Genomic DNA, 15,931 nt, shown 5'->3' on the forward strand with positions numbered 1-15,931 from the left:
GATTTCTTGTTATTCACCTTATCTATGTTTTCAATTTTTATTTCACTGCCGTAAAAATTCATTTCACGCATGATAAGTTATATTACATTTCCGTTTTCATTTCAGTTTCCATCTAAACTTCAATCCCATATTTTTTCATGCGTCTCCATAAGGTAACCTTGCTGATTCCAAGCGCCTCCGCTGTTTTTTCACGGTTTCCACAGAAAAGCCGGAGGGTTTCCTGTATCTTGTCTGATTCTTCAGAATGAACCAACGCAGTATACGTTTCTTCCTTCTTTCCAGTCTGCAGCAGCTGTGCATAGATTGAATTTTCCGAAATCTCCCCCATGGTCTCTCCAGTCTCATCCGGATACAGATTTTTGAGAAGCGATACAATTGCAACTTCATCAAATACACGTTTTTTCGCTGTCAGCACAAGCCGATCCATGAAACTTTCAATCTGAAAAAGATTTCCCGGCCATGAGTAACGCTGCAGCACAATTTTGGCTCCCTCTGTTAAAATGTGATAATGAGAATAATGATCACAGCTCTTTTGAAATGCCTGGGTAATTTTATAACGAAGGTCTTCTTTTCTTTCTCTCAGCGGTGGAATCTCAAGTTCCAGACCAGAAAGCAAGTAAAACAGATCTTTTCTCATTTTACCGGATTTTACCAACTCATGCAGTGGCTGACTGACTGTTGCGATCACGCGGACATCCCGTTTTCGCAGGGTTCCCATTTTCGCACCATAGTAAACATGAAAACGAATCAATTGATACAGCCGATACTGGTTCGGGAAAGAAAGCTGATCTGCATCCTGCAAGAGCAGGGTGCCTCCCTGTGCCTGCTGAACTGCTCCATTTTCTCCAAAAATAACATTCCACTGTTCTGTATCATCCAAACCCTCGCATGGAATATCCAGAAATGGTCCCGTCTTTCGCTGACTGCTGTTATGAATACTTTCGGCAATGATTCGTCTTTCAGTTCCCGGCTCTCCTCTTAAAACAACCGGCTGTTCTGAATACGCAAACAGCTTAGCCATTTGGACACATTCCTGCATAACTTCCGAATACTGGATGATATCAGAAAACTGTGCCATCACCGGCGCATATTTTTTTCTATCTGCATTTGTCTCCTGTTCCGTCCGCTCCATCTGTGGTCTTCTCATCCTATGACAAGTCACAATTGCACCGTCCACACTTCCATCTACTACGATCGGGGCAACCATAGTAAACAGCTGCGTATTATTCCGTTCAGCTTGAAAGGAATAATCTTTTCCCGCAGCAAGGATTTCAAGCATTGCCTCTTTTTTGATTTCCGGGAAAATATCATAAATCAGTTTTCCGGTAATTTCTTCCTCCTGCTTCTGAATTAAGCCTTCCATCATCGCATTCGATGACACAATTATCCCATTTCCATCGATCTGAATAATCCCATTATCGGAATAATCAATCAGCGTCTCTAATTGGGCTACCGAACGTTTTTCCACACTCATGGCATAGTCCATTCGTTTTGCCATTTCCAATGCCTGATGCAACGATTCTTCCGTAGAAGACAGGTACAGAGATTTCACCTGAAGCTGCTCTGTAATTTTTAAAACCGACTCCCCGCCAATCACCAGATCACACTGTTCATTGACTGCCCTTTGCACCAGTCCGGGGATTTCGTCACTGTTATCCACAAAATACGATCGAAAGTCTACCTCATATAATTCATTAAAATGAGACATATCATTAAACATATTACGGAAACCAACCAAACCAATCCTTGGAATTTCTTTCCCAATGATACGCTTTGCCTTAACTACCAAAAGTGCCATTTCCTGAGCTGTCATCGTAATTTCGACAATCGGTATGGAAGTATACTGTTTTAACAGAGAAGCCTGCATTCCTCGTGTAATGATAATGGACACCCCATATTCCGCTACTTTTTTTGCCTCATCCAAAACCATACCGGGATTCGTTATTTTTACTTCTTCCACCTCAAGATCATAGTCCTGCAACAGATTATGTGCCTGATACAACATTTCTTCTTTTGGTAAAAACAGTGCTATTTTTCCCATATATTTCTCCTTTTCAAACGTCCTTCGCTCATTATAACGTTCTCTTTTCAGCTATGCAAGAAACGAAAAAGGCATACTGTTTTCATTTACAGTATACCTAAATCAAAATAATGCCTATTTTATTTCTAACGCATTTTAAACTGCAGCCAGCTTCTGAACCTGCGCCCAGACGGAATCATCTACATGAACACCTTCCCGCATGCTCTTTGCACGGGTTGCTAAAGTCCGCTCACCGGGGCAGGTTACATGCTCGCCCTCGGTAACCGGGTGAGCAGCGTCTGCAGCGGCAACACGGTGATTCAGCATATCCTGAATTTCTTCTTTGCTTCCAAACAGATATGGATCATAAGCAATAAAGATCTGACAACTGCCACCACAACTGCCTTTTCCATACTCATCCATGTCAGAACCACTCATGCCATTTGCCATAAGTGCTGCCGCCATGTCAAGTGCAATCGCCATGCTGCTGCCCTTCCAGTAACCGGTCGGAAGAATTCTGCGGGTTTTCTCGATAGCACCTGGATCCGTTGTCAGATTACCATTTTCATCAAAACCACCCGGATACGGAAGCTGTTTACCAGCAAGCCTGTATACACCAAGTTTTCCATATGCATACTGACTCATCGCCATGTCCAAAACAATCGGACCGGCTTCCCGTGGAATCGCAATGCAAAACGGGTTATTTCCAACACTTTGCTCATCGCTGCCCCAGAGCGGCATACAGCTTTCCGTGTTGATCCAGCTGATTCCCATATAACCTGCTTCCGCCATACGCCATGCATAAGTACCGCCTCGCATCCAGTGAGTCGTGTTTTTCAGCGCAACACAACCGATGCCATGTTCCTTTGCCAATTCCACGGCTCGATTTGCACAAAAGATTGCGTTCGTAATACCAATCCCCATATGTCCATCATAATTTTCCACAGCGCCTTTAGCACCGACAAGTTCCGGTTTTCCAGATAAATTGATCCATCCTTTTTTTACATAATCTGCAAAACGTGGGATACGGTTTAATCCATGACTTTCTACCCCGTCAGCACTGGATTCTGTGTGAATCTGTGCACAGATTTCTGCTTCTGTTTCCGTTACTCCAAGATTTAATAATGCTTGTTTTATTGTATTTTTCACTTCATCAAACGCTACTCGCATTGTATCAACCTCCCAGATTTTGTAGCATTCTGTCATCACTGTTTTTAGATTCTATCGATAAATACAAGAAATAACAAGAAACAGAATCCACAAACTCCATTGATTTTCTTATACATAGAGCATTTGATTTCATTTATTCTTTCATATTATGAAAATTTGAAATATTTTATTGCAGTCTTTTTTCACCTGCTATTCCATACTTCTTCATATGTCTCCACAAGGTTGCCTTGCTGATGCCAAGTGCCTGTGCGGTTTTCTCCCTGCTCCCACTGAATTTGTGCAGCAGTTCTTTTATTTTGACTGCCTCATCCGGAAGGCTCTGCACGGTTTCCTGCTGCATTGCTTCCTGCAGTCCGGTTCCCTGTTTTGTTTTGTTCTCCTGCCCAACTGATCGTTCCGGGTAAAGCTCTTCCAGCAGTTTTCGCACCGCGATCTCATCAATCGAACGCTTTCCTGCCATCAGGATCAGGCGCTCACAAAAGCTCTCGATCTGAAACAGATTTCCTTTCCAGGGATAATTCAGCAGAATCTCCATGGCACCTTTTGTCAGTACATGGTATCGGGAATAATGCTCACAGCAGTCGTGGAGTGTGTCTTCAATCTTTTCGAGCAGATCCTCTTTGCGTTCCCGAAGCGGTGGGACAAACAGTTCCAGTCCAGATAACAAATAATAAAGATCCGGACTGATTTTTCCTTCTTCCATCAGTTCAGAAAGCGGACAGCCGATCGTCACCATGACACGCACATCGACCTTCCGCAGGCTTCCGATATCTGCGCCATGACAAACGCGAAAACGGATCAGCTGATAGAGACGGTACTGGTTTGCCGCTGTCAGTTCTTCCACGTCACGAAGCAAAAGCGTTCCTCCCTGTACCTGGAGCACCGCGCCGCGGTTTCCGAAGATCATATTTTTCTGTTCCTCCCCGGAAAGACCTTCGCACGGTACATCCAGAAATGGTCCCTGTGCGCGGACACTGCTGTTATGGATACTTTCTGCAAGCATGCGCTTTTCTGTCCCGGGTTCTCCGATCAGAACCACCGGATGTTCGGACAGTGCATACAGGTTTGCCTTGCGGATACACTCCTGCATGGCTTTTGACTTCTGCAAAATATCTTCAAACTGGACCAGCGGCGGCAAAACACGGCTGATGTCCCGCTTCTGGCTGCTGCGGGATTTTTCCGGTGTCACCGTCTTCTTTTTCATTTTGTGGCAGGTAACAATGGCTCCGTCTACACGGGACTCATATAAGACCGGGGCAAGTACTGCGAAGATCGGAGTCTGGTTCCACTCAAAGAACAGCGAATAGTCTTCTCCTTCCTGAAATACCCGGTTCCATGCCTCTTCCCCGATCATCGGTGCTGCTTTGCGGATATTCTGACCTTTTAACTCTGCTTCTGTTTTTCCGATCATATCTTCCATGAGCGGGTTTACCGCAGTAATGATCCCGCTTCCATCCAGACGGATGACGCCGCTGTAGGAATAGTCTAACAGCGTTTCCAGCTGTGCTGCGGTTTTCTTTTCCACATTCATGGCATATTCCATGTTTTCCGCTGTGGAAAATGCCTGACGCATGGAATCCTCGGTCATGGACAAAAAGAGGGATGGAACCCCGGCTTCCGTTGCAATGGAAACCGCCGTATCACCACCGATCACGACATCTGCGCCATCGGAAATTGCTTTGCGCACCGCTACCGGAAGTTCAGCTCCCTGATCTGCAAAGTAGGTTTTCAATTCAATATTGTAAAGTTCGTCGAAATAGGCCATATCACAGAACATATTGCGGAACCCTACCACTGCAACAACCGGTTTTTCCTTCCCGGCGATCTGCTTGGCGCGCATGACAAGAAGCGCCATCTCCTGCGCAGTCAGAACAATCTCAACAACCGGTGTGTCCGTATACTGTTTGATAATGGATGCCTGAAGTCCGCGGGCAATGATAATAGTTGCCCCGTCGGCAATGGAACGGCGCGCCTCCATAACCGTATTTTCGGTATGAATCACCCGCATTTCCTGGATTTCAAATTTTTTTTCCTGCAGAATGTTATGGGCCTGGTGGATCATTTCCTCCCTGGACACCAGAAGTGCTATCTTTCCCACTCGTTTACCTCATTTTTAAAATATGCCGCCACGCCAAAACGGCGGGCGGCACAGATTTGTTTACTGCTGCTCTTTGATATTCCTGGAAACCGTGATTTCCTGATTGTCGATGTGCTCACGGATGGCTTTCTTCGCCTCTGCCACATGTCTGGAACGGATGGCTTTTAAGATATAATCATGCTCCACAACCAGGATCTGGCGTTTGTCTGCATCTTTGATGTACTCCAGGCGGTAACGGTACATCTGCTCGCGCAGATTGTTCAGGATCTGGACCAGACGGTTATTGCCGGTTCCATTGTAAATGATGTCGTGATAATGCTCATCCGTCTCTGCGATGGTCATGGCGTCTGCGCTCTGGATGGCGCTGCGGAATGCCTCCTGTGCCTCTTCCAGTTCTTTGATATCATCCTCGGTCATGCGCTGGCATGCCAGTTCGATTGCCAGTTCTTCTAAGGAACGGCGAACTTCCAGCACATCGCGCAGACTCTTTTCGGAAATTTTTGCAACCTCAGCACCTTTACGCGGAATCATGAGAACCAGTCCTTCCAGTTCCAGTTTCCGGATTGCTTCACGGATCGGGGTACGGCTGACGCCCAGACGGTCTGCAAGCTGAATCTCCATCAGGCGCTCGCCTGGCTCCAGTTCGCCTTTTAAGATTGCCTGACGCAACGTATTGAATACGACATCGCGCAGCGGCAGATATTCATTCATATTAACTTTCAGCTTGTTATCCATGATTTTTCTCCTTCTGATTGTAAAAATTCGTCAAATACACCTGTTTTGCCAGTTCCGCGGATTTTCCAAAACGTAATTCTTCATAAGCATCCTGCGCCGCCTTCGGATTTGTGAACAGTCCAAATACCGTTGGTCCGCTTCCGCTCATCAAGGAACCGACCGCGCCATATTCCAGCATCTTATCTTTGATTTCCTGAATGACCGGGTATTCCTTCACAGTAACCGTTTCCAGAACATTTCCCAGTTTTCCGGCAATCCCCATCAGATCCTGATGTTCAATTGCCTGGATCATTCCATCGATATCCGGATGTTGTTCCGGACGCAGGTCATTGGCATGCAGATTTTCATATACAAATTTTGTGGATACATTGATCCCCGGCTTTGCCACCAGGACCTGACACTGTGGAACCGGAGGAAGCTTTGTCAGTACCTCGCCAATTCCTTCGGAAAGAGCGGTTCCACGCAAAATACAATAAGGAACATCTGCCCCGATCTTTACGCCACGTTCCATCAGCTGTTTTGTTGTCAGCCCCAAACGGAACATTTTGTTTACGCCGAACAACACCGCGGCTGCGTCACTGCTTCCGCCTGCCATACCGGCTGCCACCGGAATGAATTTTTTCAAGCGGATCAGAAGACCATTCTGAACCTGAAATTCATCCATCAGAAGCTTTGCCGCCTTATAAACCAGATTGTTTTCATTTACTGGCAGATAATAGAGGTTTGTTTCGACCTGGATTCCCGGTTCCTCTTTCCAGACCAGATCCACCCGGTCAAAAATGCCGACTGTCTGCATGATCATGCGTACATCATGATAACCATCTTCCCGCCTGCGAAGTACGTCAAGGCCAAGATTAATCTTGCCGTATGCCTTGAGACTTAAATGCTTTATCATAGCTTTTCTCCGTTTGAAAGCTGCCCGTCACACCAAATTTTGCGACTGTTCACGATCCGCTCGCGTGTCTGGTAAGTGAATTTCGACGATCCGGACGACTTCTTTTGCTGATTGTATTTATCTGTTACATTGTATACAGTATATTATAGTGCGGATGCACGAAATCTGCAAGGTATTTTGCTATTCTTTTCGCTTTTGTCACTTTTTGACAAAACAGTTCAAAAATCCATCCAAAAAATGTCATTGACTTTCAAAAAAACTTTGCTATAATAAAGCACATATTTATTTCGTATATCGCAAGTGCAAGAACAAGGGCGTTCCGGTCAGTGACTGGAGCGCCCCTTTTTGTATATCGGAAATAAATATAAAAATCCCCATTACAGTGAAGGAGACTGGTTTTGTATGAAAAAGCTGGAAATCATCATCAAACCCGAAAAACTGGAAGACTTAAAAGGTATTCTGGACAGCTGCGGCGCCCATGATCTTATGATCAGTAATATTATGGGTTCCGGATTGATAAATAGAAATCGTATAATAAATGAGTTTTTTTCTCAATATGAGTTATTTTCAGGGAGACACCACCGTCTGGCGGTTGTCTCCCGTCTTTTTTTCTGCTATAGTGGTTAGCATATGCTTACTTTATTCAATACAACAATCTGCGCTCACATCGCATACGGAGGATTTTATGGAACTACGACAGTTGGAATATTTTATGATCACCTGTGAGAAAGGCAGCTTTAACCAGGCCGCGGAATGTCTTTACACCACCCAGCCCAATGTCAGCAAGGTGATCAGCTCTCTGGAAAAGGAACTGGGGCGCCCGCTTTTTGAGCGCAGCAGCCGCGGGATCCGCATCACCCCATACGGGGAAGCTGTGCGGGAATATGCCCAGAATATTCTTCACAATGTCAGCCTGATCGATTCCCTGAGTGACCACAACCAGGGAAAGAAATTCAGTCTTGCCACGTATCCCAGCAATATGATTTCCCGTCTTCTCACCGATTTTTATAAAGAAATGGGGAGTTCCTATATTGTGGAACACTCTGAGGGAACGGTGGAAGAAATCAGCAACCGGGTAGCACAGGGGCTTTCTGAGATTGGCATTGTCTATATCGCGCAGAAACAGCTGCACCAGTTCCAGCATATCCTTTCCCACAAAAAGCTGAAATTTATCCCCCTGGATGTGAAAGAAGCCTGTGTCTATGTTGGTCCGCATCATCCGCGCTACCACGATGAAAGCATTGATTTTCAGGAGCTCTCCAGCCTTTCTTTTGTGCGCGGTGTCCGTGACTTTTTCTCGGTCGAGCACCATTTAAGCCATGTCAGCCTGGGAGCGATCAGCACGGAACAGCTTCATTATTCTGTCTACACCAACAGCGACCACCTGACCATCAACCTGTTGATGAACACCGATGTCTGCAGTCTCGGCATCAATTTTCTTCATGACCAGTACAAGCAGTACGATGTGCAGCAGCTTCAGATCAATAACTGCGAACCGTTTCTGCTGATCGGCTACATCTGCCCGGAGGAAGGAAGCTTAAGTGAAGCTGCCAAGTGGTTTATCCGCAACTTTCAGGCAATCCTCTAACAAAATTTCTTCTGGTTATAACAATTTAGAATAACTAAGCCCCTCCAAATTCATCAGTAGTAAGCAACCGCTAACCTGTGTTATACTTCCAGACGTCCGCATAAGCCGGACCAATCGAAACCTAGTTGTTTGTGTTGCTGTTATCCTATACCAAACAGTGCCACGGCAATTACTTATTTTTTTACACAGGAGGAAACTGATTATGAAAAAAAGATGGGGCACTCTGCTTCTTGCAGGTCTCTTAGGCACCGCCGTATTAAGCGGCTGCGGTTCATCCGCGTCTGACTCTGCATCCACCACTGCTGCGGATTCTTCCGCAGAGACAACGGGAACTGCTGATACAAAAAAAGAAGACCTGGTCTTTGTAAACTACCGCGATATCCGCGATTTAAACCCGCATTTATATGCCGGCGAGATGTACGCACAGGAAATGCTCTACGAGGGTCTTGTCAACATCACCGCCGATGGCTTTGAAGGCTGCCTGGCGGAAAGCTGGGATGTCAGCGAGGATGGTAAGGTATACACCTTCCACATCCGCCCGGGTGTCACCTTCTCCGATGGTGAGAAATGTGACGCGTACGCGATCAAGGCAAACTTCGATGCAATCCTGGAGAATAAAGACCGCCACACCTGGCTGGAGATGATGCATCTGTTAGTCGGCGTAAGCGCTCCGGATGAAAATACTTTTGTGATCGAACTGTCTGAGCCGTATTATCCGCTCTTAACCGAACTCGGCGTTACCAGACCGTTCGCCATGATCTCTCCGAAAGCCATGAAAGACGGAAGCACCAAGGACGGCGTGGAGGCTTACATCGGTACCGGTCCGTATGTGCTGGATGAGTTCGTGACCGACGAGTATGCCGTATTCAAAGCAAACCCGACCTACTGGGGCGAGCAGCCGGCGATCAAAACCATTACCGTAAAGGTTATCCCGGATAACCAGACCCGTATCCTGGCACTGGAAAAAGGCGAGATCGATATGATCTTCGGAAAGAATATGATTGATGCAGATGCGATCAACCAGTATTTAGACAGTGATAAATTCACCGTGGAGCTCTCTGATCCGACCTCTACCAGACAGATCGTCCTGAATACCACCTCTGACATTCTCTCCGAGAAGGAAGTCCGCATTGCCCTTCAGCATGCGACCAACAAGCAGAATATCTCTGACGGTATCTTTTACGGTCTGGAAAAACCGGCTGATACCTTATTTGCCACCACAGTCCCATACTGCAACATCGATCTGGAGCCGTATGCCTACGACTTAACCCTTGCAGGACAGATTCTTGATGATGCTGGCTGGAAAATGGGTTCCGGCAATGTCCGTGAAAAAGACGGCAAGCAGTTAAACATTGACCTGCTCTACAACAGTGACAGTGTAACTGAGAAGTCCATTGCTGAGTATCTGCAGAGCGAATACCAGACCATTGGTGTTTCCTTAAATATCCACGGCGAGGAGGAACAGTCTTACCGCGATAACATGAAGGCCGGTAACTTTGACATGGTGTTCAACATCTGCTGGGGTACCCCGTACGATCCGCAGTCTTCCCTTGCGGCAATGCGCGCCCCGGTATACGGTGACTATGCAGCACAGCTTGGTCTTGAGGATAAGGCTGAGATCGACTCTGCCATTACCGAAATCCTCATCACGACCGATGAGGCACGGCGTCAGGAGCTTTACACCTACGTGCTGACCCATCTGCATGAAGATGCGGTCTACATCCCGCTGACCTACGAATGCAACAAGGCAATCTACCGCTCCGATATGAAAGGCTTCCACTTCACCCAGACCCAGTACGAGGTTCCGTTCCAGGATTTCTCCTTCTAAGGCGGATGAAAAAACTTCAAATCAGCGAAACCTATACAGGAAGCCGTCTCCTTTGAGGCGGCTTTCCTTGCATTGCATGTTGTGTCTTTGTGACTGACATATCTGTTTTTCCATGGGAGGTATTATCTTGAAACCATATATCATAAAACGGATCCTGTCTGCGATCCCGCTTCTTCTTATTATATCATTTGTATGCTTTGTATTTATCAACCTGATCCCGTCTGATCCGGCAGAGGTTGCCCTGCGTGTCCGCCAGGTCCCGATCATCACAGAGGAGGCCATTGCCGAGGTCCGCGCAGAACTGGGTCTCGACAAACCTTATCTGGTGCGCTACTTCACCTGGGTGCTTGACTGCCTGCGCGGCAATTTCGGCATCAGCTACGTCAATCCGACCCGTACCGTTGCCGGAGAACTGCTCCGCTGCATGCCTGCCACCCTGCAGCTTGCCGGAGCGTCCCTGGTCATGGTGATCCTCTTAAGCCTGCCGATTGGCTTTCTTTGTGCCGTATACAAAGATGGCTGGTTTGACCGGATCATGCGCGGCATCGTCTTTATGACTACCGCTATGCCTGCTTACTGGGTTGGACTACTCTTGATGTGGCTGGTTTCCATTAAGCTGGATCTTCTGCCGACCAGCGGAAACGGGACCCTGAAACATCTGATTCTCCCCGCTTTCACCGTATCGTTAAGCTATATTTCCACCTACATCCGTCTGATCCGCAACAACATGCTGGAAAACATGAAACAGGATTATGTACTCTACGCCAATGTGCGCGGACTTCCGCAGAAATCCATCCTGGTAAAACATATCCTGAAAAACTCCATGCACACCTGCATCGTCGCCATCGGTATGAGCATTCCGCAGCTGATCTCCGGAACCATTGTCGTGGAAAACGTGTTTGCATGGCCGGGACTTGGAACGCTTTGCATCAGTTCTATTTTCAACCGCGATTACCCGGTCATCCAGACCTATGTACTTTTGATCGGTGTTTTATTCGTTGTATTTAATCTGCTGTTCGATATCCTTCAGACAGTGTCGGATCCACGTATGAGAAAGGAGAGTCACTAATCATGCTTCATCGTTTTCTTCATAATAAAACGGCCGTCGGTACAGTCAGCCTGGTTCTGATCGTGGCCCTTATCGGAATTTTTGCTCCGGTCATTGCCCCGCACGACCCATATGCCACCAACATTCTCAACAAATTTGCGCACTTCAGCAGGGAATATCCGCTTGGAACGGACAATCTGGGACGCTGCATTCTCTCCCGCATGATCTACGGCATCCGGCCGACGCTGGGTCTGGCTGTCCTTACCATGCTTGGCACCATCGGCCTGGGCGCCCTGATGGGACTTTTAGCCGGATATTTCCGCGGGATCACGGAGGAGCTGATCATGCGCGTGGTTGATGTAATGCTTTCCTTTCCGAGCCAGATCATGGTATTTGCCGTTGTGGCACTCCTTGGCATCAACGTGCAGAACGTGATCCTGGCCAATGTCTTCATCAAGTGGGCCTGGTACGCCCGCATGATCCGCACCGGTGTCATGCAGTACCGCGACCGGAACTTTGTCCAGTTTTCCCGCTGCATCGGCACACCGGAACGTTTCATCCTCTTCCGGCATCTGGTCCCTTCCATCGCGGCTGACCTGGCTGTGCTTTCTTCCCTCGATGTCGGCTGGGCCATCATCAACATTTCTACCCTGTCCTTTCTGGGACTCGGTGTCCAGGCTCCTACCCCGGAATGGGGTGCCATGCTCAGTGAAGCGAAAAATGTCCTGACCAGCAATCCGGCGCAGATGCTGGTGCCGGGTATCGCCATTGTCATTCTGGTATCTGCCTTTAACCTGATGGGCGATGCCATCCGCGATGTGCTGGATCCAAAGGAGGTGCTGTAATCCATGTCTGCGATCTTAAAGGTTGAAAATTTAAATGTAACACTCACCCAGCGTAAAAGTTCCAAAAAGCTGGTGAAAGAGGTAAGCTTTGAAGTCCATCCCGGCGAATGTCTGGGCATTCTCGGAGAATCTGGAAGCGGAAAAAGCATGACCGTAAAGTCTGTGCTCGGTCTGCTGGACAAAAATTTCCAGATTTCCGGCCGTGCCATCTTCGACGGGCAGGATCTTTTGCGGGAATCCAAAGAAGAGCTGCGCCGTCTGCGCGGCAGCCGCATCACCATGGTGCTGCAAAATCCCATGACCTGCTTTGACCCGCTCTACCGCATCGGAAGCCAGATGGCCGAGACCTTCGCCACCCATACCACATGGAGCGCACAGGAAATCCGCTCCCACTCTCTGGAAATTCTGGCGCAGATGCGGATCCGAAACGGGGAGGAAGTACTGGAAAAATATCCGCACCAGCTCTCCGGAGGTATGCTGCAGCGTATCATGATCGGCATCGCCATGGCCTTAGAGCCGGAACTTCTGATCGCCGATGAGCCTACCACCGCCATTGATGCGATCACCCAGTACGAGATTTTAGAGGAATTTGTCCAGATCAAAAAAGAAAAACACACCGCCATGCTGTTTATCACGCATGACCTGGGTGCGATTTCAAAAGTGGCTGACCGCGTTCTGGTCATGAACAGCGGACATATCGTGGACAGCGGGACCTTCGAACACATTCTCATGCATGCCAACGATCCATACACCCGGATGCTGGTAGAAAAACGTTCTGCCGTGATGCACCGCTACCGCCAGGTTTTGCACGGAGACCCAATTTTGAGCCAAAACCAGATCCTGAATAGAAGCCAGGTTTTGAATGAAAAAGGACTTCTGAATGAGAAACAGTTTCTGGACGAAAGCCAGATTTTGAATAGAAAGGAGAATGCCGCATGCTAGAATTAAACGACATCTGTGTCAGCTTCCGCAGTGAACGCCAGGAAAAACTCTTCGGCACCAGCCGTGACCAGATTCTCTTTGATGTATCCCTGCGCGTTCCACAGGGGACCTGTCTCGGCATCCTGGGCGAATCCGGAAGCGGGAAATCCACCCTGGGCCGTGTGATCTGCGGGCTGTTAAAACCAGACCGCGGAGAAGTACGGATCCACGGCACCTCTGTCTATGCTTCCCGGAGTGGACGCAAGAATCTCCAGAAACGCTTAAGCGTCGTCTTCCAGGACTACACGACCTCCGCCAATCCACGGTTCCGGGTAAAAGAGATCATTGCAGAAGGACTTGCAGCAAGGGAACGGAACCAGAAAAACAACGGCGGCATTGCAGGCATCACGAATACCGCACAGCCTGGCACTCCGGCAAAATGGAACCGGCAGGAAGAAACCAGCCATCTTTTAGAGCTTGTCGGTCTCAATGCCTCCTATGCGGACCGCTACCCGCATGAACTCTCCGGGGGACAGCTGCAGCGTGTCTGCATTGCGCGGGCGGTGGCCTGCCAGCCGGAAATCATTCTGTTTGACGAGGCAATTTCTTCTCTCGATGCGCACACCCAGGTACAGATCATGGACCTGCTGCGCGACCTGAAAGAAAAGCTTGGCCTGACCTATATTTTCATCACACACGACCTGACTTCTGTGACCTATCTTTGTGATGATGTGCTGTTTCTTTATCATGGTCATGTTACAGAGCACATTCCGGTATCCCGCATCGCGGAAACAAAAGATGCGTATGCGCAAAAACTTTTGAGCTCTATCATTGAATTTGAGTAATGATAAATGTAGCAAAAGGAGATCTTATATCTATGAGACTGTCTGACTTAAAAGCCGGCACTGGAGCAAAACAAACACTTCTGCTGCCTGTCACCAGCCCCTATCCCATCCAAATGACCGTCATCTGCGGCAGCCACCCCGGAAAAACACTGGTGGTTACCGCCGGAGTACATGGCTGCGAATACGTCGGCATCGAAGCACTCCGCAGCCTTGGAAACGAATTAGAGCCTGACAATCTTTCTGGGCGTCTGATCCTTCTGCCTCTGGTAAACCCGGAAGGCTTCTACCACGGTGCAAAACAGATCATTCCATCCGACGGCCAGAATCTAAACCGGATGTTTCCCGGAAGTAAAGAAGAGACCTTTTCCAGCCAGCTCGCAAAGGTTCTGGAGGAAACCCTGTACCCGGAGGCGGATTTTCTGATGGATCTGCACGGCGGAGATGTCAACGAAGCACTGACTCCGCTGATTTTCTTTCCAACGGCAGTGCCGGAAAAGCTTGCAACGCAATCCGCTCTGGCCGCAGCCGCCCTCTCGGTTCCTTACCGGGTTGCCTCCACCTCAAAAAACGGTCTCTACAGCTGGGCCGCACAATGCGGGATCCCGGCCCTGCTGGTAGAGCGCGGAGAGCGCGGGCTGTGGAACAAAGAGGAAGTTGCTGCATGCAAACATAATGTATATGAGATGATGGAGCATCTTGGGATACTTTCTGTCTCACAAGCAACTGATAACCAGCAAGAGCAGACATCGCTTCGTACAAAAGCGTTTTCAAGACCAACTGAAATCAACGACTCACGTTCTGCAGAGTCACATTCCGAACAAACCGAAATCCGCGATGCGCTTTATGCAGAAGCGCCTTCCGAACAAACCGAAATCCGCGAAACACTTTATGCAGAAGCGCCTTCCGACGGTTTCTGGTATCCTGCCATGAAAAAAGCCGGAAAAACCGTTCCAAAAGGTGCCCTGCTTGGCACTCTGAACGATGTTTCCGGCAAAGAAATCTTTCGCTGCATTGCCCCGTTTGACGGTGTCATCCTCTATTTCACCTTAAGTCTCGGTGTAAAATCCGGGGATCCGCTGGTCGCATTCGGAAGGTTGGAGCATATTTAGTTGCTGGGCACGCATGCGTGAACAGTAACCATATTGGATTCAAAAGAGTCCGCCCAGTCCAAATACTCCGACTGCTGCCATAACCACGTTGACACATACATTGGCTACGGAAAGCAGGAACAGGGTGTAGAACATTTTGTTCATTTCCTCGGTGGTGGTCTCACGGGCTGCGGAGTAGGAGGACATGATGATGGCACCTCCGGTAGAAAGCGGGCTGATGGCTGCTGCGAAGGAGGTTGCCGTGATCGCTGCGATCAGTTCTACATAATTCACTCCGGCGAAGCGCTGGCAGATTTCCGCGGAGATCGGGTACAGGGTTGGCATCACCACAGCGGTGGTGGAGCTTACCCAGGACAGGATTCCGGAGGTGGCTGCCATAATCGGAGTTGCGGTATGCTCAGTCATGAAAGAAGCCAGCGTGTTGGAGATCAGGTCGATGCCGCCTAAGAGGCTGATCATGTTGACCAGTACACCTACACCGCAGATCATGATCAGGGTGCCCCACGGGATGCTCTTGATGGCTTTCTTCTCATCAGCACCTCCAAGCAGAATCAGAACCGCTGCCATGCCAAACAGGAAGGTAACACCAACCAGCGTCACAAACATAGAACTGGAAAAGCCTTTTACCACATCGCTGGCCTTTAACAGCCGCATGGTATCGCCGGATTTGATCTGCAGCTCCACTGCCATTCCCAGAAGCGCCAGCAAAAAGGCGGCTCCGATGGAAAAGAATCCGATATTGATTTTCTTTACAAATCCAACTGCGATTACCATAATTAATACCAGCAGAGAAAGCTGCGGTAAGATTGCCCGAATCATTTCCATAGTA

The 15,931-nt window shown here is 48.4% G+C and carries 13 protein-coding genes and 1 pseudogene; 8 read left to right on the top strand and 6 right to left on the bottom strand.

The window, feature by feature from the left end; translation table 11 throughout:
- Positions 1 to 112 precede the first annotated feature (112 nt).
- The 5 genes from DXB18_RS06000 to ispE form a co-directional block, all read right to left on the bottom strand.
- Positions 113 to 2,041: a PrpR N-terminal domain-containing protein gene (locus DXB18_RS06000; protein WP_118706552.1), complete on the bottom strand. Its 1,929-nt coding sequence runs from the start codon at positions 2,039 to 2,041 to the stop codon at positions 113 to 115.
- Between the two features lie 135 nt (positions 2,042 to 2,176).
- A complete protein-coding gene (gene yiaK, locus DXB18_RS06005; protein WP_243103214.1) occupies positions 2,177 to 3,190 on the bottom strand; it encodes a 3-dehydro-L-gulonate 2-dehydrogenase in 1,014 nt (337 codons plus the stop codon).
- A 166-nt stretch (positions 3,191 to 3,356) separates the two neighbouring features.
- On the bottom strand, positions 3,357 to 5,288 hold the full coding sequence (locus tag DXB18_RS06010) for a PrpR N-terminal domain-containing protein (RefSeq protein ID WP_118706556.1): 1,932 nt from the start codon (positions 5,286 to 5,288) through the stop codon (positions 3,357 to 3,359).
- A gap of 60 nt (positions 5,289 to 5,348) precedes the next feature.
- The gene (locus DXB18_RS06015) at positions 5,349 to 6,023 is read right to left on the bottom strand and encodes a GntR family transcriptional regulator (RefSeq protein ID WP_118540207.1); all 675 of its coding nucleotides are present in this window, start codon (positions 6,021 to 6,023) and stop codon (positions 5,349 to 5,351) included.
- The gene (ispE, locus tag DXB18_RS06020; RefSeq protein WP_118706558.1) at positions 6,016 to 6,918 is read right to left on the bottom strand and encodes a 4-(cytidine 5'-diphospho)-2-C-methyl-D-erythritol kinase; all 903 of its coding nucleotides are present in this window, start codon (positions 6,916 to 6,918) and stop codon (positions 6,016 to 6,018) included. The genes DXB18_RS06015 and ispE overlap by 8 nt, the downstream gene beginning before the upstream one ends.
- Before the next feature lie 402 nt (positions 6,919 to 7,320).
- Between ispE and DXB18_RS06025 the strand changes: the two are divergent.
- From DXB18_RS06025 to DXB18_RS06060, 8 genes and pseudogenes are all read left to right on the top strand, one after another.
- Positions 7,321 to 7,431 (top strand): annotated as a pseudogene (locus DXB18_RS06025) (P-II family nitrogen regulator); the annotation flags it as partial.
- A 172-nt stretch (positions 7,432 to 7,603) separates the two neighbouring features.
- Positions 7,604 to 8,506, top strand: coding sequence for a LysR family transcriptional regulator (locus tag DXB18_RS06030; protein ID WP_118706560.1), 903 nt, complete (start codon positions 7,604 to 7,606; stop codon positions 8,504 to 8,506).
- A 202-nt stretch (positions 8,507 to 8,708) separates the two neighbouring features.
- The gene (gene nikA / locus DXB18_RS06035) at positions 8,709 to 10,334 is read left to right on the top strand and encodes a nickel ABC transporter substrate-binding protein (RefSeq protein ID WP_118706562.1); all 1,626 of its coding nucleotides are present in this window, start codon (positions 8,709 to 8,711) and stop codon (positions 10,332 to 10,334) included.
- Between the two features lie 127 nt (positions 10,335 to 10,461).
- Positions 10,462 to 11,403 (top strand): nickel/cobalt ABC transporter permease, encoded by a 942-nt coding sequence (opp1B, locus tag DXB18_RS06040; RefSeq protein WP_118706564.1) that lies wholly within the window; start codon positions 10,462 to 10,464, stop codon positions 11,401 to 11,403.
- 2 nt (positions 11,404 to 11,405) lie between these two features.
- A complete protein-coding gene (gene opp1C / locus DXB18_RS06045) occupies positions 11,406 to 12,227 on the top strand; it encodes a nickel/cobalt ABC transporter permease (RefSeq protein WP_118540213.1) in 822 nt (273 codons plus the stop codon).
- A 3-nt stretch (positions 12,228 to 12,230) separates the two neighbouring features.
- Complete coding sequence (locus DXB18_RS06050) at positions 12,231 to 13,169, top strand: ABC transporter ATP-binding protein (protein ID WP_118706566.1); 939 nt, start codon at positions 12,231 to 12,233, stop codon at positions 13,167 to 13,169.
- Complete coding sequence (locus DXB18_RS06055) at positions 13,163 to 13,993, top strand: dipeptide/oligopeptide/nickel ABC transporter ATP-binding protein (protein WP_118706568.1); 831 nt, start codon at positions 13,163 to 13,165, stop codon at positions 13,991 to 13,993. The genes DXB18_RS06050 and DXB18_RS06055 overlap by 7 nt, the downstream gene beginning before the upstream one ends.
- A gap of 32 nt (positions 13,994 to 14,025) precedes the next feature.
- Complete coding sequence (locus tag DXB18_RS06060; protein ID WP_118706570.1) at positions 14,026 to 15,102, top strand: succinylglutamate desuccinylase/aspartoacylase family protein; 1,077 nt, start codon at positions 14,026 to 14,028, stop codon at positions 15,100 to 15,102.
- Between the two features lie 39 nt (positions 15,103 to 15,141).
- Here the strand turns inward: DXB18_RS06060 and DXB18_RS06065 are convergent, their stop codons facing one another.
- Positions 15,142 to 15,927: an SLC13 family permease gene (locus DXB18_RS06065; RefSeq protein WP_243103219.1), complete on the bottom strand. Its 786-nt coding sequence runs from the start codon at positions 15,925 to 15,927 to the stop codon at positions 15,142 to 15,144.
- Between the last annotated feature and the right edge of the window lie 4 nt (positions 15,928 to 15,931).

It is taken from the genome of Clostridium sp. OM02-18AC, from assembly GCF_003481825.1.
Taxonomy (GTDB): domain Bacteria; phylum Bacillota; class Clostridia; order Lachnospirales; family Lachnospiraceae; genus Brotaphodocola.

Coding starts and splice junctions, on each gene's coding strand:
- DXB18_RS06000 (WP_118706552.1), bottom strand. CDS start 2,041: ATGGGAAAAATAGCACTGTTTTTACCAAAAGAAGAAATGTTGTATCAG.
- yiaK (WP_243103214.1), bottom strand. CDS start 3,190: ATGCGAGTAGCGTTTGATGAAGTGAAAAATACAATAAAACAAGCATTA.
- DXB18_RS06015 (WP_118540207.1), bottom strand. CDS start 6,023: ATGGATAACAAGCTGAAAGTTAATATGAATGAATATCTGCCGCTGCGC.
- ispE (WP_118706558.1), bottom strand. CDS start 6,918: ATGATAAAGCATTTAAGTCTCAAGGCATACGGCAAGATTAATCTTGGC.
- DXB18_RS06030 (WP_118706560.1), top strand. CDS start 7,604: ATGGAACTACGACAGTTGGAATATTTTATGATCACCTGTGAGAAAGGC.
- nikA (WP_118706562.1), top strand. CDS start 8,709: ATGAAAAAAAGATGGGGCACTCTGCTTCTTGCAGGTCTCTTAGGCACC.
- opp1C (WP_118540213.1), top strand. CDS start 11,406: ATGCTTCATCGTTTTCTTCATAATAAAACGGCCGTCGGTACAGTCAGC.
- DXB18_RS06050 (WP_118706566.1), top strand. CDS start 12,231: ATGTCTGCGATCTTAAAGGTTGAAAATTTAAATGTAACACTCACCCAG.
- DXB18_RS06055 (WP_118706568.1), top strand. CDS start 13,163: ATGCTAGAATTAAACGACATCTGTGTCAGCTTCCGCAGTGAACGCCAG.
- DXB18_RS06060 (WP_118706570.1), top strand. CDS start 14,026: ATGAGACTGTCTGACTTAAAAGCCGGCACTGGAGCAAAACAAACACTT.
- DXB18_RS06065 (WP_243103219.1), bottom strand. CDS start 15,927: ATGGAAATGATTCGGGCAATCTTACCGCAGCTTTCTCTGCTGGTATTA.